Here is a 19,237-nt window from a genome sequence, read left to right as displayed (position 1 = left end):
GGCACCTCCTATTTGGGCCTCATTATGAGGCTTGGAGGTGTCTACGAAACCAGGGGCGATTCAATTATTTTTTACCGGTTTGCTCAATAGCGCATGACTAGGGAGGGATTCTGATGGTGGGACAGCAGCTCTATGTAATTGAGTACGAGCTTCACAGTGAGCCTCGGACATTCATTATCCGTCTGGAAAAAATAGACAACGGTGTCGCTTGGCACTGGGCCAGTTGCGATGCCGGTGTTGGCATCATCCCGCGATTCAGTCAGCAGAACATCAAGCTGGTCAGTCGCCCGATGGCTGAGCGTTATGGCGTTGCCAAGGTGAAGTGGAGGCTGGCTGGCGAGGGCCCAGAATTCGTTCCGCAACCTATCGATGTCGGCAAATTCTCAGCTGCTACCTAAAGGGGCCTGAAGACCTACATACCATCAACGTGCCTGGAGGTGTTGCCATGCAGCCTAAAAACGGAAGGCTCAGAAGAGAAGGGCCCAAGCGACGTGCCCTTCATTAACGACCCTGAAAAGCCCACGTCGCCGCCACTGAATGATGCCGATGCCACGGATGCAGCTGAGGCTGAAGAAGACATTCAGGACGATGGCCAATCCCTATAGAGAGGAGAACCAAGTGATGGATAGTTATCACCTCAGCCCGACATCGGATGGCTGGGAATTGAAGAAAGCCGGTGCTGAACGCGCCTTCAGACGAGCTGCGACAAAGCAGGAGTTGGTCAGTACCCTTGCAGATTTCTTTGATGGTAAGACGGCGTCGGTGAAGATCCACAAAGCGGATGGCACCCTCGAAGAGGAGCGCACCTATCCACGATCTACTGACCCGCGCAGCAGCAAAGGTTGAAGACCATTACTGCCTGTGACCTTGGCATCGAGGTGACGGATGTAGGTGGCGTGTACAAATGGTTGTTGGCCAGTTTTCTCATGGGAAAGCGCATCCGCTCCACCATAGCAGTGGAGGCGTACCGGATTCTTGTCGATCAGCAGGGCCTGGATACGCCGGTTAAGCTTGCCCAGGCTTCTCATTCAACACTGGTTAGACTCCTCGGCCAGGCCGGCTATGCTCGCTACGATGAATCCACTGCCCGACGACTGCATGATCTTGGCAACAAGGTAGAAGTGGAACTGGTTGTCCAACTTCAGGCATTGCAGCAAGGATCAAATGCTGAGAGATTTGACGAAGTTCGAAGGCCATTGAGCATGTGTGGCCTTTAGCCCCCATCGACGCATGTCCGGATGAGTGAAACACTCGAAAATTGGATTACTGACTGGAGAGAGGGTGATGAAGCTCGACATTGAGGGGTTGTCGCTGTCAGGGAAGACAGTAGTTGTCGTAGAGGATGATCCAACGCTACAAGCCCTTCTGGTGGACATCCTGATCGAGTTGGGCGCCACCTGCGATGCGTTCGATAACTCAGAAGATGCCTTGATTCACTTGATGGGACTCAATAGCGACTGCTCGTTGATCGTTGTCGACCACGGTGTTCCGGGAAGCATCAAAGGTATGGAGTTCATCTCCATGGCACACGAAAGGTGGCCTGGGCTACCCGCCATTCTGACCTCGGGCTATCAGCTGGATGCTTCTCAGGTCACACCACCGGTTACCTACCTCTTCAAGCCGTGGTCGATAGACGAGCTCGCTCAAGCTATTGGCCAGGCGCTTCACCCTGCAAATGTAACTTCAGCTCTCCCGCCGCTCGACCAACAAGGACTCTAGCGCTGCAGGTTATCCCGAGCACAATCGTCCGTCTGATGCTCAGCAGGCGCATGATGGTGGGGATCACATTCGCTGCCCATTGCCTGGTATTGCTTGCGAAGTTTATGGATTTCCCGGTTATCGAGCGCTTCGAGATCCAATACTGATTGCTCCGCAGATTTCGTAGCGCGGATAAGCTCGTCGAGCTTGACGTGGATGATGTCGTTGTCCCGGTTCTGGGTGTTCTGAATCAGGAAAACCATCAGGAATGTAATGATGGTGGTCGACGTGTTGATGATGAGTTGCCAGGTATCGTTGTAGTGAAACCAAGGCCCTGACGCAGCCCACATGGCAATCAACACCACGGCGATCAAAAAGGTGCTCGGTTTACCGGCGTGGTTGGCGAGCCATTGGCAGAACTGGGCAAATTTCATGATGTAATCTCCACTGCGATCTATAGGGTTTGACCGCAGCGTCGCGCTGAAATCTTATTTTACATTCCCTCAGGTGCTGGGTGAGCCCACTAAGCGCAGCGGAACGACGCGGGGTACCGAAAAGTCAAAAAAATACTTGAACACTTTCCCAAGGCTTCTGCGCAGATGACCTTCATCGTCTGGTTCGCCATGCTGGGCGCAGTCTTGCTGCTGCTCGCACTCTCATCCTCCTACCTGCGCTGGATCCCTGTGACCTCGTCTGTAGTGTGCCTTGCCCTGGGTATCGGCCTGGGTACATCGGGGCTGGGTCTTCTTCAGCTGGATCTGAGCAAGTCGAGCGGGTGTAACACTGGTGCTGCATTACGGCCTGAACTTGGGAGGGCATCTCGCTACTGATCGGGGCGATCCTCGCACCCACTGACCCCGTTCTCGCAACCCTGGTGCAGGTGGTTGATGCCCAGGACGATGATCTTTTCCGTTTCAGCTTGTCGGGTGAGGCAGGGCTCAACGACGGCGTGGCGGTTCCTTCGTCATGCTTGGACTGTTCCTGCAACAGGACAATGGCCAGGCCTGGTTCAGTGACTGGTTGCTCAAGGACATGCTGTGGGCAGTAACCGCAGGCATGCTGCTTGGCTACTGGATGGGGCGCGGCCTGGGCAAGCTCACGCTGTTCTTGCGTCTGCGCAACGACGACAGCACCGTCTCGCCCAATGACTATCTGGCCCTTGCCCTGATTGCGTTGGCATACGTGAGCGCCGAGTCGATACAGGCCTATGGGTTCCTTGCGGTGTTCGCTGCGGGTCTCGGTTTACGGCAGGCGGAGGTTAAGACCGCCAATAGTCCAGAGGAGCCGGCTGCTGAACATCTGGTACAGCCTGTGGTTGGTCACCAGCACCTGGCGCCAGAGCTGGCCGTCAAAGGCGATGTGAAAGGGCTCGACGACTCGCAGGTAGCAGCGGGGATCATGTTGGGTGACATGCTGGCTTTCGATAGCCTGATCGAACGGGCAATGGAAGTGTTTCTGGTGACCCTGCTCGGGGCAGTGCTCATTGAGCATTGGGACTGGCGGGCAGTGCTGGTTGCCGGCGCCTTGTTTTTTGTCATTCGTCCCATCAGCATCTTGCTTTTCCCGGCTCGAGGAATGCTACATATCCGCCAGCGCGGGCTTTTAGGGTGGTTTGGTATCCGAGGTATCGGCAGCTTCTACTACCTGTTCTATGCCCTTAATCATGGGTTGCTTCCCACCTTGGCCGCGCAGAGCATCAACCTGGTGCTGTCAGTGGTGGCGTTGAGCATTCTGCTCCATGGCCTGAGCGTCCAGCCGCTTCTTGCCAGGTACGAAGCATGGAAGGGATAGGGTGCATCCTCTGGATCAGTTTTCTACCTGAGGTAGAAGTGTTACTAGCTTGTTGATTAATAAGGCGAGATCGGATATCTGCCAAGGTTTGGGAAGAAACGCTGTTCGAGCAGGTAACAAGCCAGTGTCAATCACTGCATCGCCCGAAGTCAAAGTGACTGGCAGGGTAGGCCACCTGCGCCAAATCTCGCGCGCCAGGCCCAAGCCGTCCATGCTTCCAGGCATATGGATATCGGTCACCACCAAACTGGGAGCGTTGTCACGGGATAGCCTATCCAACGCCTCGTCAGCATTCGCACAGGGCTCTATGGTAACGGCGTAAAGTGACGAGAGACTCTCAGCGGTGAGGTCTCTGAGAAGGTCGTCGTCCTCCACAATCAGAATGGTTTTCGGCATGAAAGGTCTGCTCTTTTCTCCTATGTGTTAGGGCTCTGGCTTGTTGAGCCGTTGCTCCGAAGCGATGAGTGGTGTGTCATGCGCCGTTATGGATTTACGGCTATCGTAGGAGGCGGTAAGCGAACCGCCTTCACGCTCAAAAAGGAGTTTGGGCGTTTCCCGTTAATCCGGAAGGGAAGACTATGCAGCAGCTACCAGCGGACGAAACAATCCGAACGGCTTTGAAGAAGACCCATGCGCGGCTGCACCGTCAGCATGAACTCGTGGTCGAGTTCGGGGTGATGTCCTTGAAGGCTACTGATTTGGATGTATTACTCACCCATGCATGTGAAGTCGTCGCGGAAGGAATGAAAACTCGATTTTCAAAGGTGCTTCAACCAGTGGCTGACGAAGAAGGTTTTGTCTTGTCCCATGGTGTTGGTTGGGATGCCTCTGACATCGGACGGGCCACGGTGGGTGCCGACGCGGCTAGCCCAGCTGGATACGCTTTGAGTACCTATAGGCCCGTCCTCTCGAATCATTTAGGCACGGAGAGCCGCTTTCGGACACCGGAGTTACTGAAGAAATATGGTATTGAGCGTGCAATGAATGTCCCGATCCGGGGTGTTCTAAGCCCGTTTGGTGTTCTTGAGGCCGATAGCAGTTACGGAGACGATTTTGTAGAGAGCGATCTGGTATTTTTGGAAGGTATCTCGAACGTCATTTCCATGGCCCTCGAACGAATGTCTGCGGGTACGGATGCCCCTCTTGCCGACCCTTATTCGGAAACCCTTTTGAACGCTAGCCCTGATTGGGTTGAGATCTTGACGCCAAGCGGTGAGATCGAATTCATGAACGAAGCCGGGCTTACCTTCCTAGCGGTCCAACTACCAAGGTCAAAGGGTTGCGCTGGTATGACTTGTGGCCCGAGGAGGCTCGCTCTCTCGTCTGGGAAACAGTCGGGAAAGTTCGTGGCGGTGAACCCGCTAGATTTGAGGCATATTGTCCGATATCTCCCGACGTTCCGAAATGGTGGGATGTGACGGTGGCGCCGATATTAGGTACAGACGGCGAGGTCGAGCGAATTATTGCCGTTTCGCGGGATATCACAGAGCGTCATCAGTATGAAGCTGAATTGCTGTCGCTCATCGAGGCTCAGAATAGCAAGCAAAACCGAAGCGACCTCTATCTCGAAGAGATCCACCATCGCGTTAAGAACAGCCTTCACTTGGTAAATACGCTGCTGTTGCTGCAGGCCAATCTCACGCCTGATGCAGCGGTTAAATTGCAGCTTGAAACCGCTGCAGGCCGAGTAGTGACCATTGCCACGGTTCACGAGCGGCTGTACCAAGCTGCCGAAGATCAAGAACTTCGTGCTCGTGATTACCTTACTGCTCTGCTGGGGGATCTGGGCAGAGCCTTAGCCGACCGCAAAATTGTGCTGAAGGCTGATGACTTCGTATTGCCTCCAGAAAGAATGGCGCCCTTGGGACTGGTAATTTCTGAACTGATCACGAATGCCCTCAAGTATGGCAAGGGCGACATTGAGGTGGGCGTCAAGCATGCCGGCGACCATGCCCTACTCACCGTCAGGGATGAGGGCGACGGCTTCCCTGATAATTATCCTAAGCCGACAGGTACGGGGCTTGGCATGCGATTGGTCAAAAGCTATTCCGGTTACGGTAGCGCGGCAGTGGAGGTTGATCGGCAGGATAGTAAAAGCTGTATCCATGTACGCTTCAAACTCTAGGCGCGCCTGCACACACCGATGGCACTTAGCCAGATGCGTATGGTCGTAATCAGGCTGATTCGAGACCTGGCATCATCATTGGAGGAGTAGGGGATGCGTAACTGGGGATGGCTGATGACTGCGGTAGGCTACGCTGGGCTTTCAGGAATGTTGGCCATAATCGGCGCTGCGGCTTCAGGATTTCATAACCTCACTAGCCAAATGCTAGGGCTGAGCCTATTGCTAGCGGCAGCGTCATTGGCGCTAGTGTTCGTTGGCGGTCGTCTTCGAGCGAGAGGCAAACCCTTGTTGCCCATTTCGCTGTCTTCTTAAGACTGCTTTCATTTTCTCAAAAAGTGGCCAGAGTGCTATGCACCCCGGCCAGGCTCATTTCAAGTTAACGGTTTTCGCTACCGCGCCCGCCGCCGTGGCTGCTTTGCCCGCCTTTACGGCCTGCCTCGGAGGCACGCTCACGGTCATTGGCAAAATTGCCGCCTGAGCTCTGCCCGCCTTTGCGACCTGCCTCCGACGCTTTTTCGCGATCATTGGCAAAATTGCTAGGATTGTTCTGAGCAGTACCACCTTGATGGCCACGATTGGTTTGGTTGTTAGCCATGATCTTTCACCTCATGTCGTCACACAGGAAAGTCTGTGTTCAACTCGGACGTCACGGCGGGGGGTGTTTACTCCGTGGGTTTTGGCCGAGGCCGACGGATTGCGCGAAAGAACTGGTGCAGGCGAGTGTGGCGTCCTTAAGCTTTGTTCGCGAACGTTTGGGAAGGAACAAGCTTCGCAGACGCCGACCTTCCGGCCCCGTCGGCGTGAAGCTGAGCGCAGAGCAGTTCCTGGAGCTGGGTTATTGGCCACGGCTTAGGAAGGAACTCCGCACCTGGCGGCAACACTCTCCCTGCAGAGTCGTAGTATCCGCTCATGACAATGATACGCGTCTGAGGTTTTTGCTGGCTTGCCATCCAGGCAAGATCAACCCCATTGAGTAAACCAGGCGTTTGGACATCCGTTATCAGCAGCGTCCAATCTTGCTTCCTCAACGCCTCATTACCGTCATCGGCAGTCGCCACCGCTGTCACCATGGCCCCCCATTCTTCCAGGTACAGGGTCAAAAGCTCTCGAATCATGGGTTCATCCTCAACGATGAGAACAGTTGGGCGAATTATCTTCGCAGCGGAACGCAGCTCTTTCATACGGGTACTCGGACATGCGGCTGCAGGAAGGGAGGGACATCCAGGTCTGCTTGCTTTCTTCCAGCAAGACGTAGCAGCGCGCCATCACTACGACATCGCCAGCGTTCAAGAAATTCAGTCCAACATGAATTAGTGCCATTCATTCCCATCTGTAAGCGGATCTCTAAGGAATTACACCGAGGTCACTCCCGTCAATCTACTCAAGGTGGACCTGCACGGCAACAAGCTTGAAACCTCAGAGTATGTGGGTAATCCAGCTGGTTTTGCCCTGCACTCCGCCGTACATGAAGCGCGGGAAGACATTAACTGCCTGATCCATACACACACAACAGCAGTGAGCGCCGTGGCGCAAAAAGTCCGAGGATTTACTCACGACGATTTCTACGGTGCTCAACTCTACGGCCGAGTGGGTTACCACATCTTCGAGGGCATTACACTGTTTGATGATGAGAAATCACGGATGGTTGCCAGTCTGGGTGATAAGCACGTGCTGGTGCTGCGCAACCATGGAATCGCAGTGGGTGAAAGCAGCATCGAGAAAGCGTTGTTCCTAGCTTGGACTGTCCAGCGCGCTGCGGAAAATCAGTGCGCTGCTGGAGCATTGGGTGGCGAGGACCATATGCTGGAACATGGCATTGCCGCCAAGTGCGCGGGTCTGACGGCCATGCTGATCCGTGAGAGTGGTTTCGCTACACAGTTCTTTAGCGCGATGGTGCGCAAAATGAGCGATGAGCGTGGCTTGCATTGGGGTGTGGTCTGAATGACCTACGCGTCATAAGCGATGGCAGTGGGTTGAGCTGGCAAATAATATGTTTTTGTTCCGACCCACAGCCAATGGCCTGTATAAACATTGGAAGTCGTTGTTGGTTGGTCCCGTCATTTTTTAGAAATCTTGAGTGTCGATGCAAAGAGAGTAAGGCCGCTCCTATTGGGGGGTGATAGATAATCATTGGATTTCAATAGCTCGCAAGTCCGGTGCGAGTCTCGTTACCTGTTGAGTTTAGTTTATGGCTAGTTTGCAGTTGCTGGGGCTCGAATAATCGTTTTAAGGCGGTCTTCCACTTGGTTCAATCTGATTGTTCTTCTTGGTATAGTCATATTCCAGATAATAGCAGCGCGCCTTTAAGTCTCACTCGCAAGTGATTTTGACAATGATCAATGATCTCGAGTATCACACCAAGCTCATGCATCGTGGTCGTCCCGATACGGCGAAAGTCGTGTGTGGCCCATTCTCCCTGTATGCAATTAAGAACTAGCGAATCGTCGTGGCCATTTCAGCCCGCGTCGGCTTGTGTCAAGTGGTTTTGCAACCTGACAATGCATAGCAAGCCCATTCCTCCATAAGTTGTTTTCGTTTTTCCAGCAGATCGCCTCGTCGATACGCTGCTTCAGTAGCACTACTGATTTTATGCGCCAAGGCCATTTCAGGGACGATGTTGGCGAAATTAGTAGTCTCGGCGGCCCAATCTCTGAAGCTTGATCGGAAACCATGCATGGTGATGACTTCGCCAGCTTCATTGCGCCAGCCTGGTCCGTCGTTGGCTAAGGACTTCTCATCCATTCCGCGTATTTTTTGTAGCATTGCCATGTTCGAGAGCGGTCGACTCATGCTTCGACCCGGGAAAAGCAATTCGCTTTTGCTTTCCGCCTTCAGACATCTGAGCGTGTGAAGGACGGCTTCAGATAAAGGTACCCGGTGCTGGCGTCCGGCTTTCATTCGCGCAGCCGGAATAGTCCAAATCTCTTCGTCCAGATCAATTTCTTCCCAGTACCCACCTATCACCTCGCTTGTGCGCAGAGCACACAGAACGGTTAACTTCACCGCAGTTGAACTAAGGTCAGTGGAATGCTCAAGCTCCGCCATGAAGGCTGGCAATTGCTCCCAAGGTAGAGCGGGATGGTTACCACGATCTGTCAGCCTTCTTCTGGGCAGAAGCTTGTCCAGGTGACCTCGCCAGCGAGCGGCATTTTCACCCGTGCGCAGTCGGCGTGCTTTGGCGGCATCGAGAACGAGTTCTAACCGATTCCTGACCCTGGACGCTGTCTCAGGCTTAGCGGTCCATATTGGATTCAGAATCTCCAGGATATCGTCTGTTTCAACCTCGTCGACTGGCTTTTCTCCGATAAAGGGAAATGCATAAGTAGTAAGAGTGTTGACCCATTGTTGCGCGTGTTTTGCGTTTTTCCAGCCAGCTCTATGGGCTTCGATGTAGTCCACCGCACAAGCGCGAAAAGTGTTTTCAAGATTCATCTCTCGAGCAATCCTAGCAGCCTCAGCCTGCTGGAGTGCATCAGCCTTATGTGTCAAGGGGTCGATGCCCTCACGAATCAATGCTCTGTGGGTGTCGGCGCGGGAGCGCGCCTCCTTCAATCCATAGTGAGGGTAAGGGCCCAAGCCGATTTCCTTGCGCTTGCCTGCAAGCTGGTAGCGCAGCACCCACGCTTTTCCAGACTTTCGAATGACAAGGCGCAGGCCATCGCCATCATCGTACTTGCCGTACTCCTTGAGGTTTTCAATCAATTTCGCGGTGAGCTTGGGCATGGTGGTGACCTCCGATCTTTAAATCCGGTCCCCCATTTGGTCCCCCACTCGTAGCCAGGAAACAGGCGGAACTGGGCGGAAGCTAGAAGACTGCGGCAACATTCAAGCTACCCCAAATATGCTGTTCTAGAGCGGCCGGGCGTCGGGTTTTGGATGCCGGTGGTCGGGAGTGGAAATACACTTCGAATGACTACGCTGCATTCGAACTGATTTTCATAAGATATTGATTTTTATCAGTAAAAATTTTGACTTTTGGAGCTGTGCTGTTGAGTTCGAATCCCGCATACTCCGCCAAATTCGTTTGGCGTGTTACGGGAAGAAAGACGACTGGGGCCGTTACCGTTGGGCTTCAATTCAGGGGGCGGCGATTAATCTGCAAGCGCTAGCTTTGTATTGTTCCGAAGCTGATCTAAGTAATTCGCCCACAGTTGCGCGGCTTCCCGGCGCTGACTCAAGAGCTGAGCGCGTGCGTAAACTGCTCCCAGCGCACCTGGCATCCGGTGCGATAGCGACAGCTCCAGTACAATTGGATCGATGCCCAAATGCTCATGAGCGATCGTGCGGTAGGTAGCCCGAAAGCCGTGAGCGGTGATTGCGTACTCAGGCCAGACTTTTTGCAGCGACTTGAGGATGGACGTCGCATCGATTGACCGGCCTGGATAGACAGGCGATCCGAACACCCAGCCGTGACCGGCATCATCAACCAACCGATCTTTGTGCAGCTCGCGCAGTAGGACTAGCGCTTGCTCTGGGAGCGGCACGATATGCTTGCTCTTGTCCAGATGTTTGGTCTTGCTGACCACATATCGCCAATCGGCGCCGATCATATCGACATCCTCCCAGCGCATCTTCACAAGTTCGCCCGGCCGAACCGGCAACAGCACCAGTAGGCGCATCGCATAGGCCACGCTCCCAAGGTTCAGATCATCCAGGCGCAGCAGAAACTTGCCCAGATCAGCAGGCCGCTCAATGGCCGGGTTGCTGGTCACCACGTGGCGGATCTTGAGTTCCTCAGTGTTGCTCAGGGCCACATTTCGCTCGACCCAGCCACGTCCTTCGGCAAAGCCGAGGATGGAGCGAATGATCGTCCGCACGCGCCTCGCCATCGCCATGATTCGCTTGTATCGCAACTCGGTAATGATCGCGGTGATGTGCTCGAGTTTGATTTCGCTGACGGGCCGCTCGCCGATAGCGGGTAAAATGTGGTTCTGCAGTGCGCCGCGAAATCCTGCGACGGATTTGCTGACTAGGTCGGCGGATTTGAACTTCATCCACTCCTCAGCGACGTAGGCGAACGTACGTGACTCATTTAGCCATTGCGCCTCAATCTTGGCTTTTTTGGCTTTGAGTGGGTCGATGTGATTGGCCACGCTATTGCGCGCTGCCCGGGCGAGCTCGCGGGCTTCTTTCAAGCCCACATCCGGATACCTGCCGATCACGAACACGTTTTCCTTGCCGCGAAGACGGTACTTCAGTCGCCAGTGCCGGGAGGGAGATTTGCCAGGCTTGAGCGAGGCACGCACTTGTAGATAGAGACCCGGCACGTCGCCATCGGCGTACTTGCCTGATGTGGTCAACGACCGAATGAATGCATCGCTGAGTTTCTGGCGGAAGGGTGGCGGTTTTTCGGGGGACATGATGTGGGGGTATCTTTTTCAGTTTGGGCTTGGTGTCCCCCAAAGATACCCCCAGTCAAGCTGGAATTGAGTGGATTCCGATGGACGGAAACGGACGATGATTTGCTCTAAGTCTATGCTTTTGAAGCATTATTGGTTCTCAGTGGAACTCGGTCAGAGGCTATCGGGGTCCCCAAAGAACATCTGTATCCGCGACCGCAACCACCGCTCCGCCGGGTCGTTGTCCTGCGCCCCGCGCCAGGCCATGTGCAGTTCGAAACTGCGCACGGGTATCGGCAAGTCTTCGGCCCGCAGCCCGCCCGCAGCAGTCAGCACATCGGCGGTGTAGTCCGGCACAGTGGCCACGATGTCCGTCCCCGCCAGCAAGCTCCCCAGCCCGTTGAACTGCGGCACCGCCAGCACCACGTGGCGCTTGCGGCCGAGTTCTTCCAGGGCTTCGTCGATGAAGCCGGACAGGTCGCCGGCAAACGACACCAGCGCATGCGGCCGCGCGCAGAAGTCGTCCAGGGTGATACCGCCGGGCACGCTGTCGGCGCGCAGTAGCTTCGGCATGCTGCGGCGCAGCACCTTGCGCTTGGCGTTGGCCGGCAGGTCGCTGGTGTAGCTGACCCCCACCGAAATTTCCCCCGAGGCCAGCAGGGTTGGCATCAGCAGGTAGTTGACCCGCCGCACCACCAGCACAATGCCCGGTGCTTCGGCGCGGATACGCTTGAGCAACTGGGGCAGCAGGGCGAACTCGGCGTCGTCCGACAGGCCGATGCGGAACACCGCATTGCTGGTGGCAGGGTCGAACTCGGCGGCGCGGCTGACCGCAGTGGAAATCGAATCCAGTGCTGGCGACAGCAGGGCGAAGATCTCGTGGGCCCGTGCGGACGGCTCCATGCTGCGGCCGGTGCGCACGAACAGCGGGTCGTCGAACAGGTTGCGCAGGCGCGACAGGGCCGCGCTGATGGCCGGCTGGCCGAGGAACAGTTTTTCCGCGGCGCGGGTCACACTGCGCTCATGCATCAGTGTTTCAAACACGATCAGCAGGTTGAGGTCTACACGACGCAGGTCGTTTCGATTCATCGGTGCGCTTCGCCTAAAGTGGGGCAGGGGTGAATCTTACGGCCAAAGGCTGTTACCCTGCACGGGTTTAGGGGGACCAATTGCAGGGAAAGTCAGGTGCCCAATCGATGACAAGCATGTCGACTATTAATGACCACTGATGGTCTAACCGCCAAAGCCCGGATAAAGTCAGTGGTAATTAGAGGTTCACAAAGGCGAGGTATGCGATGTCCCGCATGATCCGTTTCCACAAGTTCGGCGCTGCCGATGTGCTCCGTTGCGAGGAGCAGGCCGAACCGTCACCCGCCGCCGACGAGGTACAGATCCGCGTCGAGGCGATTGGCGTCAGTTGGTATGACGTGCTTTGGCGCCAGAACCTGGCGCCGTCCCAGGCACGCCTGCCGGCGGGCATCGGCCACGAAATGGCCGGGGTGGTGACTGCGGTCGGTGAAGGGGTCGAGGACATTGCGGTGGGCGACCGGGTCGCCAGCTTCCCGGCCACCAGTGCCAATGACCACCCGGTGTACGGTGATGTCATCGTGCTCCCGCGCACCGCCATTACCCGCTACCCGGATGTGCTCACCCCGATCGAGGCCAGCGTGCACTACACGCCCTTGCTGATCGCCTATTTTGCCTATGTTGACCTGGCACGTGCCAAGGCCGGGCAGACCGCGCTGGTGACCGATGCCAGCCATTGTGCCGGCCCCGCCTTCGTGCAATTGGGCAAGGCCTTGGGGCTGAAAGTGTTCGCGGCTACCAAAGAGGCTGAGCAGCGTGAGTACCTGCTGGGCCTGGGTGCCGACAAGGTGATTGTCACCGAGGAGCAGGACCTGTTACTGCAGGTAGGCAAGTACACCGATGGCCGCGGCGTGGACATGGTCCTCGACGGCATGGGCGGGCCGCAGATGTCGCTGCTGGGCGATGTGCTGGCGCCGCGTGGCAGCCTGGTGCTGTATGGCCTGCAGGGCGGTAACCAGACGCCTTTCCCGGCCTGTGCAGCCTTCCAGAAGAATATCCAGTTCTACGTGCATTGCATCGGTAACTTCACCGGCAAACCGGAACTCGGCATCAGCCAGGACCAGGTGGCGTTGCAGCGTGCCTTGCGCGACATCAACCAGTTCACTGCTGATCAGTTGCTGACACCGCAGATCATCAAGGTGTACCCGTTCGAGCAGGTGGTGGAGGCACATCGTTACATGGACCAATGCCCGTGCGGTGGGCGAGTGGTGCTGGACATGGCGCAACACTGACAGCGGTTCGCAATGCCGACAAACCCGGGCAGAGTCCCGGGTTTTTTGTGGGCGAGCAGAATTATTTCAGTCCCAATAAAAAGACCATTCCTACATTGAAGTCAGACGTGGACTACATATAAGGCAATGGCCTGTGATTGCGTGGAAATATTCCGCCAACTATTCAGCCTTGAACGCTTCCTGCTAGAGGTTCAGTGTGTCTCTGCAATCTTGCTGAATGGTTTTTTTACCTCGATCTGTATCTTCTATTCGCTCTGCATCCCCCGATAATAGCCCCATGATAGTTTGCGCAAGGAGCGTGGGATGAGCATGGCTATGCCTGAGGATCGGCTATGTGTGGTAGCGACGGGCCGTCGCGGCATTGATGTTTTTTCGATGGTCTGGCGACAGTGATGCGTTACGTCATTACTTCAATTTGGTTGTAGGGAATTTCTTCGGGGTAAGCACAGGACGTATTGAAACTTGAACACAAGATTCAGCACGCGTTGGCTGCATGAAGTTGATGAGGTGATTTCGTGACGGCTATTCACGATCAGGCAATGCACTATATCTACCAGCAAGTGCTCGAGCGCTTGTTGAGCCAGATGTCGCAGGCGCAGCGGGCATCATTGCAATTGCTGATACAGCGATTGCTGGTGGCGGCAGGTGGGCTCGAGTGCATCGGTACGTTCCGCGTGCTGGTGCTGCAGGGCGGCGATTGCCGCAGTGTCCGGCTGCTGGCCATGCTGCGTGCGGCGCAACTGAGCATCGCCCTGCGTGCGCCGGTAACCTTTCAGTTGAGGGTGCTGGTGGTCAGCCTGCCGGTGGCCGCCAGCGATACGCTCGAAGGCCACGAGCGGAGTTTCAGTGCCCTGTTCATGCAGGATGACCCGCGGGTTCAGTTGCAGATGATCGAAGGGCGCGACGTGGTGCCCTTCAGCCGTCGGCCTTCGGCTGCGCCCGAACGTGGGCTGCTGGCGAGGAACGCCATGCTGATGTTTGGTCACATGGTCGATGCCAGGCCCGAAGCCCTGCTGGGTAGCCGCCTGCATCTGGAGCTGGCGGATGCCGTGTGTTGTGCATTGCAGGCACCGACACCGGCCGACGTCTTGATCACCGCCATTCCCGTGCGCCAGCGGCGCCGATACCTGGCCTGGGCCCGGCGTAGCCTGCGCCTGGCAGGGGAGCGCGGCCCTCATGTGTTGCATCAGTGCCTGGCGACGCTGGCCCACGGGCTGAGCCGGTTGCAGGCTGTTATCGAAGTCTCTCCGGGCAGCCTGGCGAAGCCGACACAGTGCGCTGTCACGGAGGAGGAACCGTTGCGGGTGATTGCCATGGATGACCTGCTGCCGCAGCTGCTTGAAGGGCAGCAACTTGACGCGATGCTGGGCGGTGGACTCGAAACTACCGAGGATGCCTGGCCTTTGTCGGCATTCGTCGACCCGTATGCGCCGGCACAATTGCGCGAGCTGCGTGCACGCAGCCTTGAGCTGCCGGCTGCTCGCCCGGCGTTGCGGCTGGCAGACCATTCGGCCGACAGTAAGCCTCGCGATGTACAAACGCTACCGCTGGGTAAAGCCTACGGTATCAACCAGACCCAACTGGTGTGCCTGCTGTTCAGCCCGTTCGCCCGGCAGGGGAAGAAGCTGGAGCGTTTTCTGCAATGTCGGCATGCCGACATGCTGGTAGCGTTGCCGTACCTGCACCGGGCCTTGCAAGGCAAACCCTGCCCCGATGCGGTGAGGGACTGGCTGGTGAATACCAGTGGCCTGCCGCTGGGGCAGTTGCGGGCGATCTATGAAGGGCGCACGCCGTTGACGGCCTGGCGCTTGCAGAGCCACCTGGCCCGCCGCGACGTGCACCTCAGGCTGTTGCCAAGGCCGTCGTCGGGGCGCCGCCGTGGCCCAGCGGCGTTGCCTTGATGGGGCAAGCGGTTCCTGGCGAGTTCGCCTATCGCAAGGTGTATCGCTACCTGGAAGCGTTGATCGAGCAGGCCTCAGGCGGTGGCCCCTGCAAGTTGCCGTCGCTGCGTGCAATGTCCCGGCGGCTGCGGGTTTCATTGGCGACCGTGCAGAGTGCCTACAACCTGCTGGAGGAAGAAGGCCGCGTCCAGTGTCTGCCAAGGTCCGGCTATTACGCTCAGGTCGCTTCCAAGGCAGCGGCAGCGCCCATGCACCCGCAGTCACCTTTGCCGGTGCAGCCATTGCTGGAGCGTATGCTGCTAGGCCACGAGCGGCGCTTGGCCCGTCAGCGCGCCAGCGGTGTTGCACCGTGGGAAACGCTCGGCGATACCCGTTTGCGCAATGCCGTGGCTGAGTCTTATACCCGTTCCTCCAGCCTGTACTGGCGTGCCGAGGACGTTCAACTGGCCCCTGATGTGCAAGCGTTGCTGGATACAGTGCTCGCGGGGCTTGCCTTGCAGGGCGGAACGGTGCTGGTGCAGTCGCCCTGTTGCTGGCAGGTGCTGCACGCTTTGGCACGTGCCGGCATGCGGGTGCTGGAAGTACCTGCAGATAGCCGCGGCAACCCGAACCTGCGGGCCTTGGCCCGGTTGCTGGGCGCCGAGCCGGTGTGCATGCTGGTCATGCCGTCTTGCCTGGGCATGCCGCAAGGGCGGCTGGTGTCGCCGCACTACCAGCAGCAGCTTGGTCAGCTACTGGGCCAGCACCCTGTATGGTTGCTGGAAAACGACCTGGACAGTGAACATTGTTACAGCGGGCCGCCACGCACGCGCTTGCGCGACTGGGTCGACCCTCGCTCGCTGTTGGTATTGGGGGCATTCGAGACCGCAGTGGGGGCCGAGGCACCTTACGCCTATGTGCTAAGCCATGACGCGGCATTGGCCAAGGCATTTGCCGAACGGGCCTTTCGGCTTGCGCCGCTGCGCCTGCAAGCGCTTGCCCTGATGTTGGGTAAAAGGCAAATCGAGATACACCTGGTAGAGCTGCGTACCGAGCTGGAAAGGCGCACGCAATATCTGGTACGCGCGCTGGCGTTGCAGTTCGGTCAGCAGGTGGCGATGCAGACGCCCCAGGGGGGGCGCATGCTGTGGGTGCGTTTTCGCCAACCGTTGCGGTGGGATTGCATCGTTGCGGCGCTGGCAGGTTCCGCCTTGCATGCACTGCCGGGCAGGCAGTTCAGCCTGCAGGGGCGTTACCAGCAGTACATGGCCCTGGTCTGGCTGGGTGACCAGCCAGATGACCTGCAGCAGGCGGTGGAGCGCCTGGCGCAGGCACTGGAGCCGCGCTGCGGGCGACCTGCCAGCGTTTCACGCTGACTATGCCTGCTCTTGCCCCTGGCGCAAGCGGGTGCTGAGCACCGCTGCCAGCACCAGCAGTGCGGCAATGATCCACAAGCCGTTGCGGGTGCTGCCGGTGGCCTGCTCGATCAGGCCCATCACCGACGGCCCGACGAAGCCACCCAACAGGCCGCAAGTGGTGACAAACGCAAGGCCCGCCGCCAGGGCGTTGCCACTCAGCCGGCTGGACGGGAACACAAACAGGATCGACTGCACCACGAACAGCATCAGGGCGGTCAGTGAAAACCCGATCAGGCCAATGAACGTGTTGGCCAGCGACGCCAGCAGCAACCCGGTCGCCATGGTCAGCAAGCCGCAGAACAGCAGGGTGCGGCAACGGCGTGGCGAGGTGGCCAGGCGCGGGAAGGTGGCAGCACCGATGGCAGCCGCAATCCACGGCACGGCAGTCAGCAGGCCTATCTGGAAGGGTGATAGCGCAGCGTAAGTGCCGATGATACCCGGCAGGAAGAAAATCACCGTGTAGATGGTGATCTGGTGCACGAAGTACACCGCGATTGCCAGCCAGATCTGCCGGTCGCGGAACATCTGCCCCAGTTTGTTCTGCTGTGGCGCGGCAGCCCGTTCGGCGGCCAGGCGGCGTTCGATGTCCTGGGCGTCGGCGGCCGACAGCCAAGGCGCCGAAGCCGGGCCATCGGGCAGCTTCTTCCATACCACATAGGCCAAGGCCACGGCAGGCAAGCCTTCGAGCACGAACAGCCACTGCCAGCCATGCCAGCCCAGTACGCCGTCCATTTCCAGCAGCGCACCGCCCAGCGGGCCGCTGAGGATGTTGGCCAGGCACACGCCCAGCAGGAAGTAACCCGTGGCGCGGGCGCGCTGTTCGCGGTCGAACCAGTAGGTGAGGTACAGCATCACCCCGGGGAACAGGCCCGCTTCGGCCACCCCCAGCAGCAGGCGCATGATGTAGAACGACGTTTCTCCCTGGACGAAGGCCATGCCCGCCGAGAGCAGGCCCCAGGTGATCATGATGCGGGTGATCCAGAAGCGCGCGCCCACCCGGTGCATGATCAGGTTGCTGGGCACTTCGGCCAGCGCATAGGTCAGGAAGAACAGGCCGGCACCCAGGCCATAGGCCGCTGCCGACAGGCCCAGGTCGATGCCCATGCTGGCTTTCGCCAGGGCGATGTTGGTGCGGTCAAGAAAGCTCATCACGTAGACGACGATGAGCAGTGGCATCAATTTGCGCAGTAGCAGGCCGTTCAGGCGCTGCTCGGTGGTGGCGGCAGGGGCCGAAGCCGCTGCGCTGGTGAGGGTTGTCATTGTTTTTTTCCCCGTGAAAAGTGCTGGTGGTGTGCCCCTGGTTGGGGGCACACCCAGGCCTGTTGTTCAGGAACGGTTGATATCGAGCCACACCGCGCCGTTGGGGTACTGGTAGCGCTCCAGGGTCTCGGCATGCATTTCGATGCTGTAGCCTGGGCGTTGCGGCGGCATGTAACGCCCACGGCGGATCACCACCGGGTCGATGAAGTGCTCATGCAGGTGGTCGACGTACTCCAGTACCCGGTTGTGCAGCGAGGCAGACACGGCGATGTAGTCGAACAGGGCGATGTTCTGCACATATTCGCACAGCCCGACGCCGCCGCCGTGCGGGCACACCGGCACGTCGTACTTGGCCGCCATCAGCAGCACGATTAGCACCTCGTTCAGGCCACCCAGGCGGGCGGCATCCAGCTGGCAGAAATCCAGCGCACCGGCCTGGAACATCTGCTTGAACATGACCCGGTTGTGGCAGTGTTCACCGGTGGCGACACCAATCGGCGCGATGCGTTGGCGAATGGTGGCGTGGCCGAGGATGTCGTCCGGGCTGGTCGGCTCTTCGATCCACAGCGGTTCGAAGGCGGCCAGGCGGCGCATGTTGGCAACCGACTCCTCCACGCCCCACACCTGGTTGGCATCCATCATCAGGGTGCGCTCCCAGCCAATTTCGTCGCGCAGGATGCTGGCGCGGCGGATGTCTTCTTCCAGGTCGGCGCCGATCTTCTGCTTGATGTGGGTCCAGCCATCTTCCACGGCCTCGCGGGCCAGTTTGCGCATCTTCTCTTCGCTGTAACCCAACCAGCCTGGCGCGGTGGTATAGCCGGGGTAGCCTTCGCGCAGCATCTGCGCCTCACGCTGGGCCTTGCCTGGGGCCTGGCGGCGGAGCAGGGCAATGGCTTCCTCGGGGGTGAGCACGTCTGTGACGTAGCTGAAGTCCAGGCAGCGCACCAGTTGCTCGGGTGTCATGTCGGCCAGCAGTTTCCACACCGGCTTGCCTTCGCGCTTGGCCCACAGGTCCCACACCGCGTTGATGATGGCCGCAGTGGCCAGGTGGATCACGCCTTTCTCCGGGCCCAGCCAGCGCAGTTGGCTGTCGCTGACGGTAAAACGGTGCCAGAAACCGCCCATGTCGGCGGTAATCTCTTCGAGGCTGAGGCCGACGATCAGGGGGGCCAGTGACTGCACCGCTGCCGCGCAGATCTCGTTGCCGCGGCCAATGGTGAACGTCAGGCCGTGGCCTTCAAGGCCCTCGGCGTCGGTGTGCAGCACCACGTAGGCTGCCGAATAGTCGGGGCGCTGTTCATGGCGTCGGAGCCATCCAGCGACAGCGAAGTAGGAAAACGAATGTCACGAACGCTCAGGTGGGTAATACGTATGCTCATGGTCGACTCTTGTTCTGCTCAAGCGCTGG

The 19,237-nt window shown here is 58.0% G+C and carries 14 protein-coding genes and 5 pseudogenes; 10 read left to right on the top strand and 9 right to left on the bottom strand.

What is annotated here, in order from left to right:
• The first annotated feature begins 113 nt into the window (after positions 1–113).
• The 4 genes from WF331_RS19540 to WF331_RS19525 all read left to right on the top strand — a co-directional run bounded on the left by WF331_RS19540 (position 114) and on the right by WF331_RS19525 (position 1,719).
• Positions 114–398: a DUF6555 family protein gene (locus WF331_RS19540; protein ID WP_102690234.1), complete on the top strand. Its 285-nt coding sequence runs from the start codon at positions 114–116 to the stop codon at positions 396–398.
• Between the two features lie 223 nt (positions 399–621).
• On the top strand, positions 622–846 hold the full coding sequence (locus tag WF331_RS19535) for a DUF2188 domain-containing protein (protein ID WP_102690233.1): 225 nt from the start codon (positions 622–624) through the stop codon (positions 844–846).
• Positions 843–1,217, top strand: a complete 375-nt coding sequence (locus WF331_RS19530) for a DNA methylase (RefSeq protein ID WP_102690232.1) — start codon at positions 843–845, stop codon at positions 1,215–1,217. Before WF331_RS19535 ends, WF331_RS19530 begins: the two co-directional genes overlap by 4 nt.
• A 67-nt stretch (positions 1,218–1,284) precedes the next feature.
• Positions 1,285–1,719 carry a response regulator gene (locus tag WF331_RS19525; RefSeq protein ID WP_102690231.1) on the top strand — a complete coding sequence of 145 codons (435 nt, stop codon included), beginning with the start codon at positions 1,285–1,287 and terminating at the stop codon, positions 1,717–1,719.
• Here WF331_RS19525 and WF331_RS19520 read toward each other — a convergent pair.
• On the bottom strand, positions 1,716–2,132 hold the full coding sequence (locus tag WF331_RS19520) for a low affinity iron permease family protein (RefSeq protein ID WP_102690230.1): 417 nt from the start codon (positions 2,130–2,132) through the stop codon (positions 1,716–1,718). The two genes, WF331_RS19525 and WF331_RS19520, sit on opposite strands and share 4 nt — an antisense overlap.
• A 165-nt stretch (positions 2,133–2,297) precedes the next feature.
• On the opposite strand from WF331_RS19520, the pseudogene WF331_RS19515 reads away from it, so the two are divergent.
• A pseudogene (locus WF331_RS19515) lies at positions 2,298–3,489 on the top strand (cation:proton antiporter domain-containing protein).
• A 15-nt stretch (positions 3,490–3,504) separates the two neighbouring features.
• On the opposite strand, the gene WF331_RS19510 reads toward WF331_RS19515, so the two are convergent.
• On the bottom strand, positions 3,505–3,885 hold the full coding sequence (locus WF331_RS19510; RefSeq protein WP_102690229.1) for a response regulator: 381 nt from the start codon (positions 3,883–3,885) through the stop codon (positions 3,505–3,507).
• Between the two features lie 182 nt (positions 3,886–4,067).
• Here WF331_RS19510 and WF331_RS19505 point away from each other — a divergent pair.
• Positions 4,068–5,614, top strand: a pseudogene (locus WF331_RS19505) (sensor histidine kinase).
• A gap of 376 nt (positions 5,615–5,990) precedes the next feature.
• Here the strand turns inward: WF331_RS19505 and WF331_RS19500 are convergent.
• Positions 5,991–6,185: pseudogene (locus tag WF331_RS19500) on the bottom strand (general stress protein); the annotation flags it as partial.
• A gap of 160 nt (positions 6,186–6,345) precedes the next feature.
• Positions 6,346–6,795, bottom strand: a complete 450-nt coding sequence (locus WF331_RS19495; RefSeq protein ID WP_232862528.1) for a response regulator — start codon at positions 6,793–6,795, stop codon at positions 6,346–6,348.
• A 166-nt stretch (positions 6,796–6,961) separates the two neighbouring features.
• Here WF331_RS19495 and WF331_RS19490 point away from each other — a divergent pair.
• A pseudogene (locus tag WF331_RS19490) lies at positions 6,962–7,555 on the top strand (class II aldolase/adducin family protein); the annotation flags it as partial.
• A gap of 534 nt (positions 7,556–8,089) precedes the next feature.
• On the opposite strand, the gene WF331_RS19485 reads toward WF331_RS19490, so the two are convergent.
• The 3 genes from WF331_RS19485 to WF331_RS19475 form a co-directional block, all read right to left on the bottom strand.
• Positions 8,090–9,337, bottom strand: coding sequence for a tyrosine-type recombinase/integrase (locus tag WF331_RS19485; protein ID WP_323613555.1), 1,248 nt, complete (start codon positions 9,335–9,337; stop codon positions 8,090–8,092).
• Positions 9,338–9,705: 368 nt separating this feature from the next.
• Positions 9,706–10,974 carry a tyrosine-type recombinase/integrase gene (locus tag WF331_RS19480; RefSeq protein WP_054904295.1) on the bottom strand — a complete coding sequence of 423 codons (1,269 nt, stop codon included), beginning with the start codon at positions 10,972–10,974 and terminating at the stop codon, positions 9,706–9,708.
• 153 nt (positions 10,975–11,127) lie between these two features.
• The gene (locus WF331_RS19475) at positions 11,128–12,042 is read right to left on the bottom strand and encodes a LysR family transcriptional regulator (protein ID WP_016500054.1); all 915 of its coding nucleotides are present in this window, start codon (positions 12,040–12,042) and stop codon (positions 11,128–11,130) included.
• Positions 12,043–12,248: 206 nt separating this feature from the next.
• Between WF331_RS19475 and WF331_RS19470 the strand changes: the two genes are divergently transcribed.
• From WF331_RS19470 to WF331_RS19460, 3 genes are all read left to right on the top strand, one after another.
• Entirely contained in the window at positions 12,249–13,271 is a 1,023-nt protein-coding gene (locus WF331_RS19470; RefSeq protein WP_016500053.1) for a zinc-dependent alcohol dehydrogenase family protein, read from the top strand.
• A gap of 515 nt (positions 13,272–13,786) precedes the next feature.
• Positions 13,787–15,172, top strand: coding sequence for a hypothetical protein (locus tag WF331_RS19465; RefSeq protein WP_340623222.1), 1,386 nt, complete (start codon positions 13,787–13,789; stop codon positions 15,170–15,172).
• Entirely contained in the window at positions 15,172–16,527 is a 1,356-nt protein-coding gene (locus WF331_RS19460; protein WP_340623221.1) for an aminotransferase class I/II-fold pyridoxal phosphate-dependent enzyme, read from the top strand. The genes WF331_RS19465 and WF331_RS19460 overlap by 1 nt, the downstream gene beginning before the upstream one ends.
• Here WF331_RS19460 and WF331_RS19455 read toward each other — a convergent pair whose 3' ends face one another.
• Together WF331_RS19455 and WF331_RS19450 are read right to left on the bottom strand one after the other, a co-directional pair.
• Positions 16,528–17,829 carry an MFS transporter gene (locus WF331_RS19455; RefSeq protein ID WP_016500050.1) on the bottom strand — a complete coding sequence of 434 codons (1,302 nt, stop codon included), beginning with the start codon at positions 17,827–17,829 and terminating at the stop codon, positions 16,528–16,530.
• Between the two features lie 66 nt (positions 17,830–17,895).
• Positions 17,896–19,208: pseudogene (locus tag WF331_RS19450) on the bottom strand (L-fuconate dehydratase).
• Between the last annotated feature and the right edge of the window lie 29 nt (positions 19,209–19,237).

This window comes from Pseudomonas sp. YNh, assembly GCF_037993085.1.
GTDB classification, from domain to species: domain Bacteria; phylum Pseudomonadota; class Gammaproteobacteria; order Pseudomonadales; family Pseudomonadaceae; genus Aquipseudomonas; species Aquipseudomonas putida.
Note: the sequence above shows the minus strand (reverse complement) of the source record. Positions and strands in the feature narration are given on the sequence as shown.

Bases quoted from the DNA above. Each gene is read 5' to 3' on its own strand.
- WF331_RS19540 (WP_102690234.1), top strand. From the start codon at position 114: ATGGTGGGACAGCAGCTCTATGTAATTGAGTACGAGCTTCACAGTGAG.
- WF331_RS19535 (WP_102690233.1), top strand. From the start codon at position 622: ATGGATAGTTATCACCTCAGCCCGACATCGGATGGCTGGGAATTGAAG.
- WF331_RS19525 (WP_102690231.1), top strand. From the start codon at position 1,285: ATGAAGCTCGACATTGAGGGGTTGTCGCTGTCAGGGAAGACAGTAGTT.
- WF331_RS19520 (WP_102690230.1), bottom strand. From the start codon at position 2,132: ATGAAATTTGCCCAGTTCTGCCAATGGCTCGCCAACCACGCCGGTAAA.
- WF331_RS19510 (WP_102690229.1), bottom strand. From the start codon at position 3,885: ATGCCGAAAACCATTCTGATTGTGGAGGACGACGACCTTCTCAGAGAC.
- WF331_RS19495 (WP_232862528.1), bottom strand. From the start codon at position 6,795: ATGAAAGAGCTGCGTTCCGCTGCGAAGATAATTCGCCCAACTGTTCTC.
- WF331_RS19485 (WP_323613555.1), bottom strand. From the start codon at position 9,337: ATGCCCAAGCTCACCGCGAAATTGATTGAAAACCTCAAGGAGTACGGC.
- WF331_RS19480 (WP_054904295.1), bottom strand. From the start codon at position 10,974: ATGTCCCCCGAAAAACCGCCACCCTTCCGCCAGAAACTCAGCGATGCA.
- WF331_RS19475 (WP_016500054.1), bottom strand. From the start codon at position 12,042: ATGAATCGAAACGACCTGCGTCGTGTAGACCTCAACCTGCTGATCGTG.
- WF331_RS19470 (WP_016500053.1), top strand. From the start codon at position 12,249: ATGTCCCGCATGATCCGTTTCCACAAGTTCGGCGCTGCCGATGTGCTC.
- WF331_RS19460 (WP_340623221.1), top strand. From the start codon at position 15,172: ATGGGGCAAGCGGTTCCTGGCGAGTTCGCCTATCGCAAGGTGTATCGC.
- WF331_RS19455 (WP_016500050.1), bottom strand. From the start codon at position 17,829: ATGACAACCCTCACCAGCGCAGCGGCTTCGGCCCCTGCCGCCACCACC.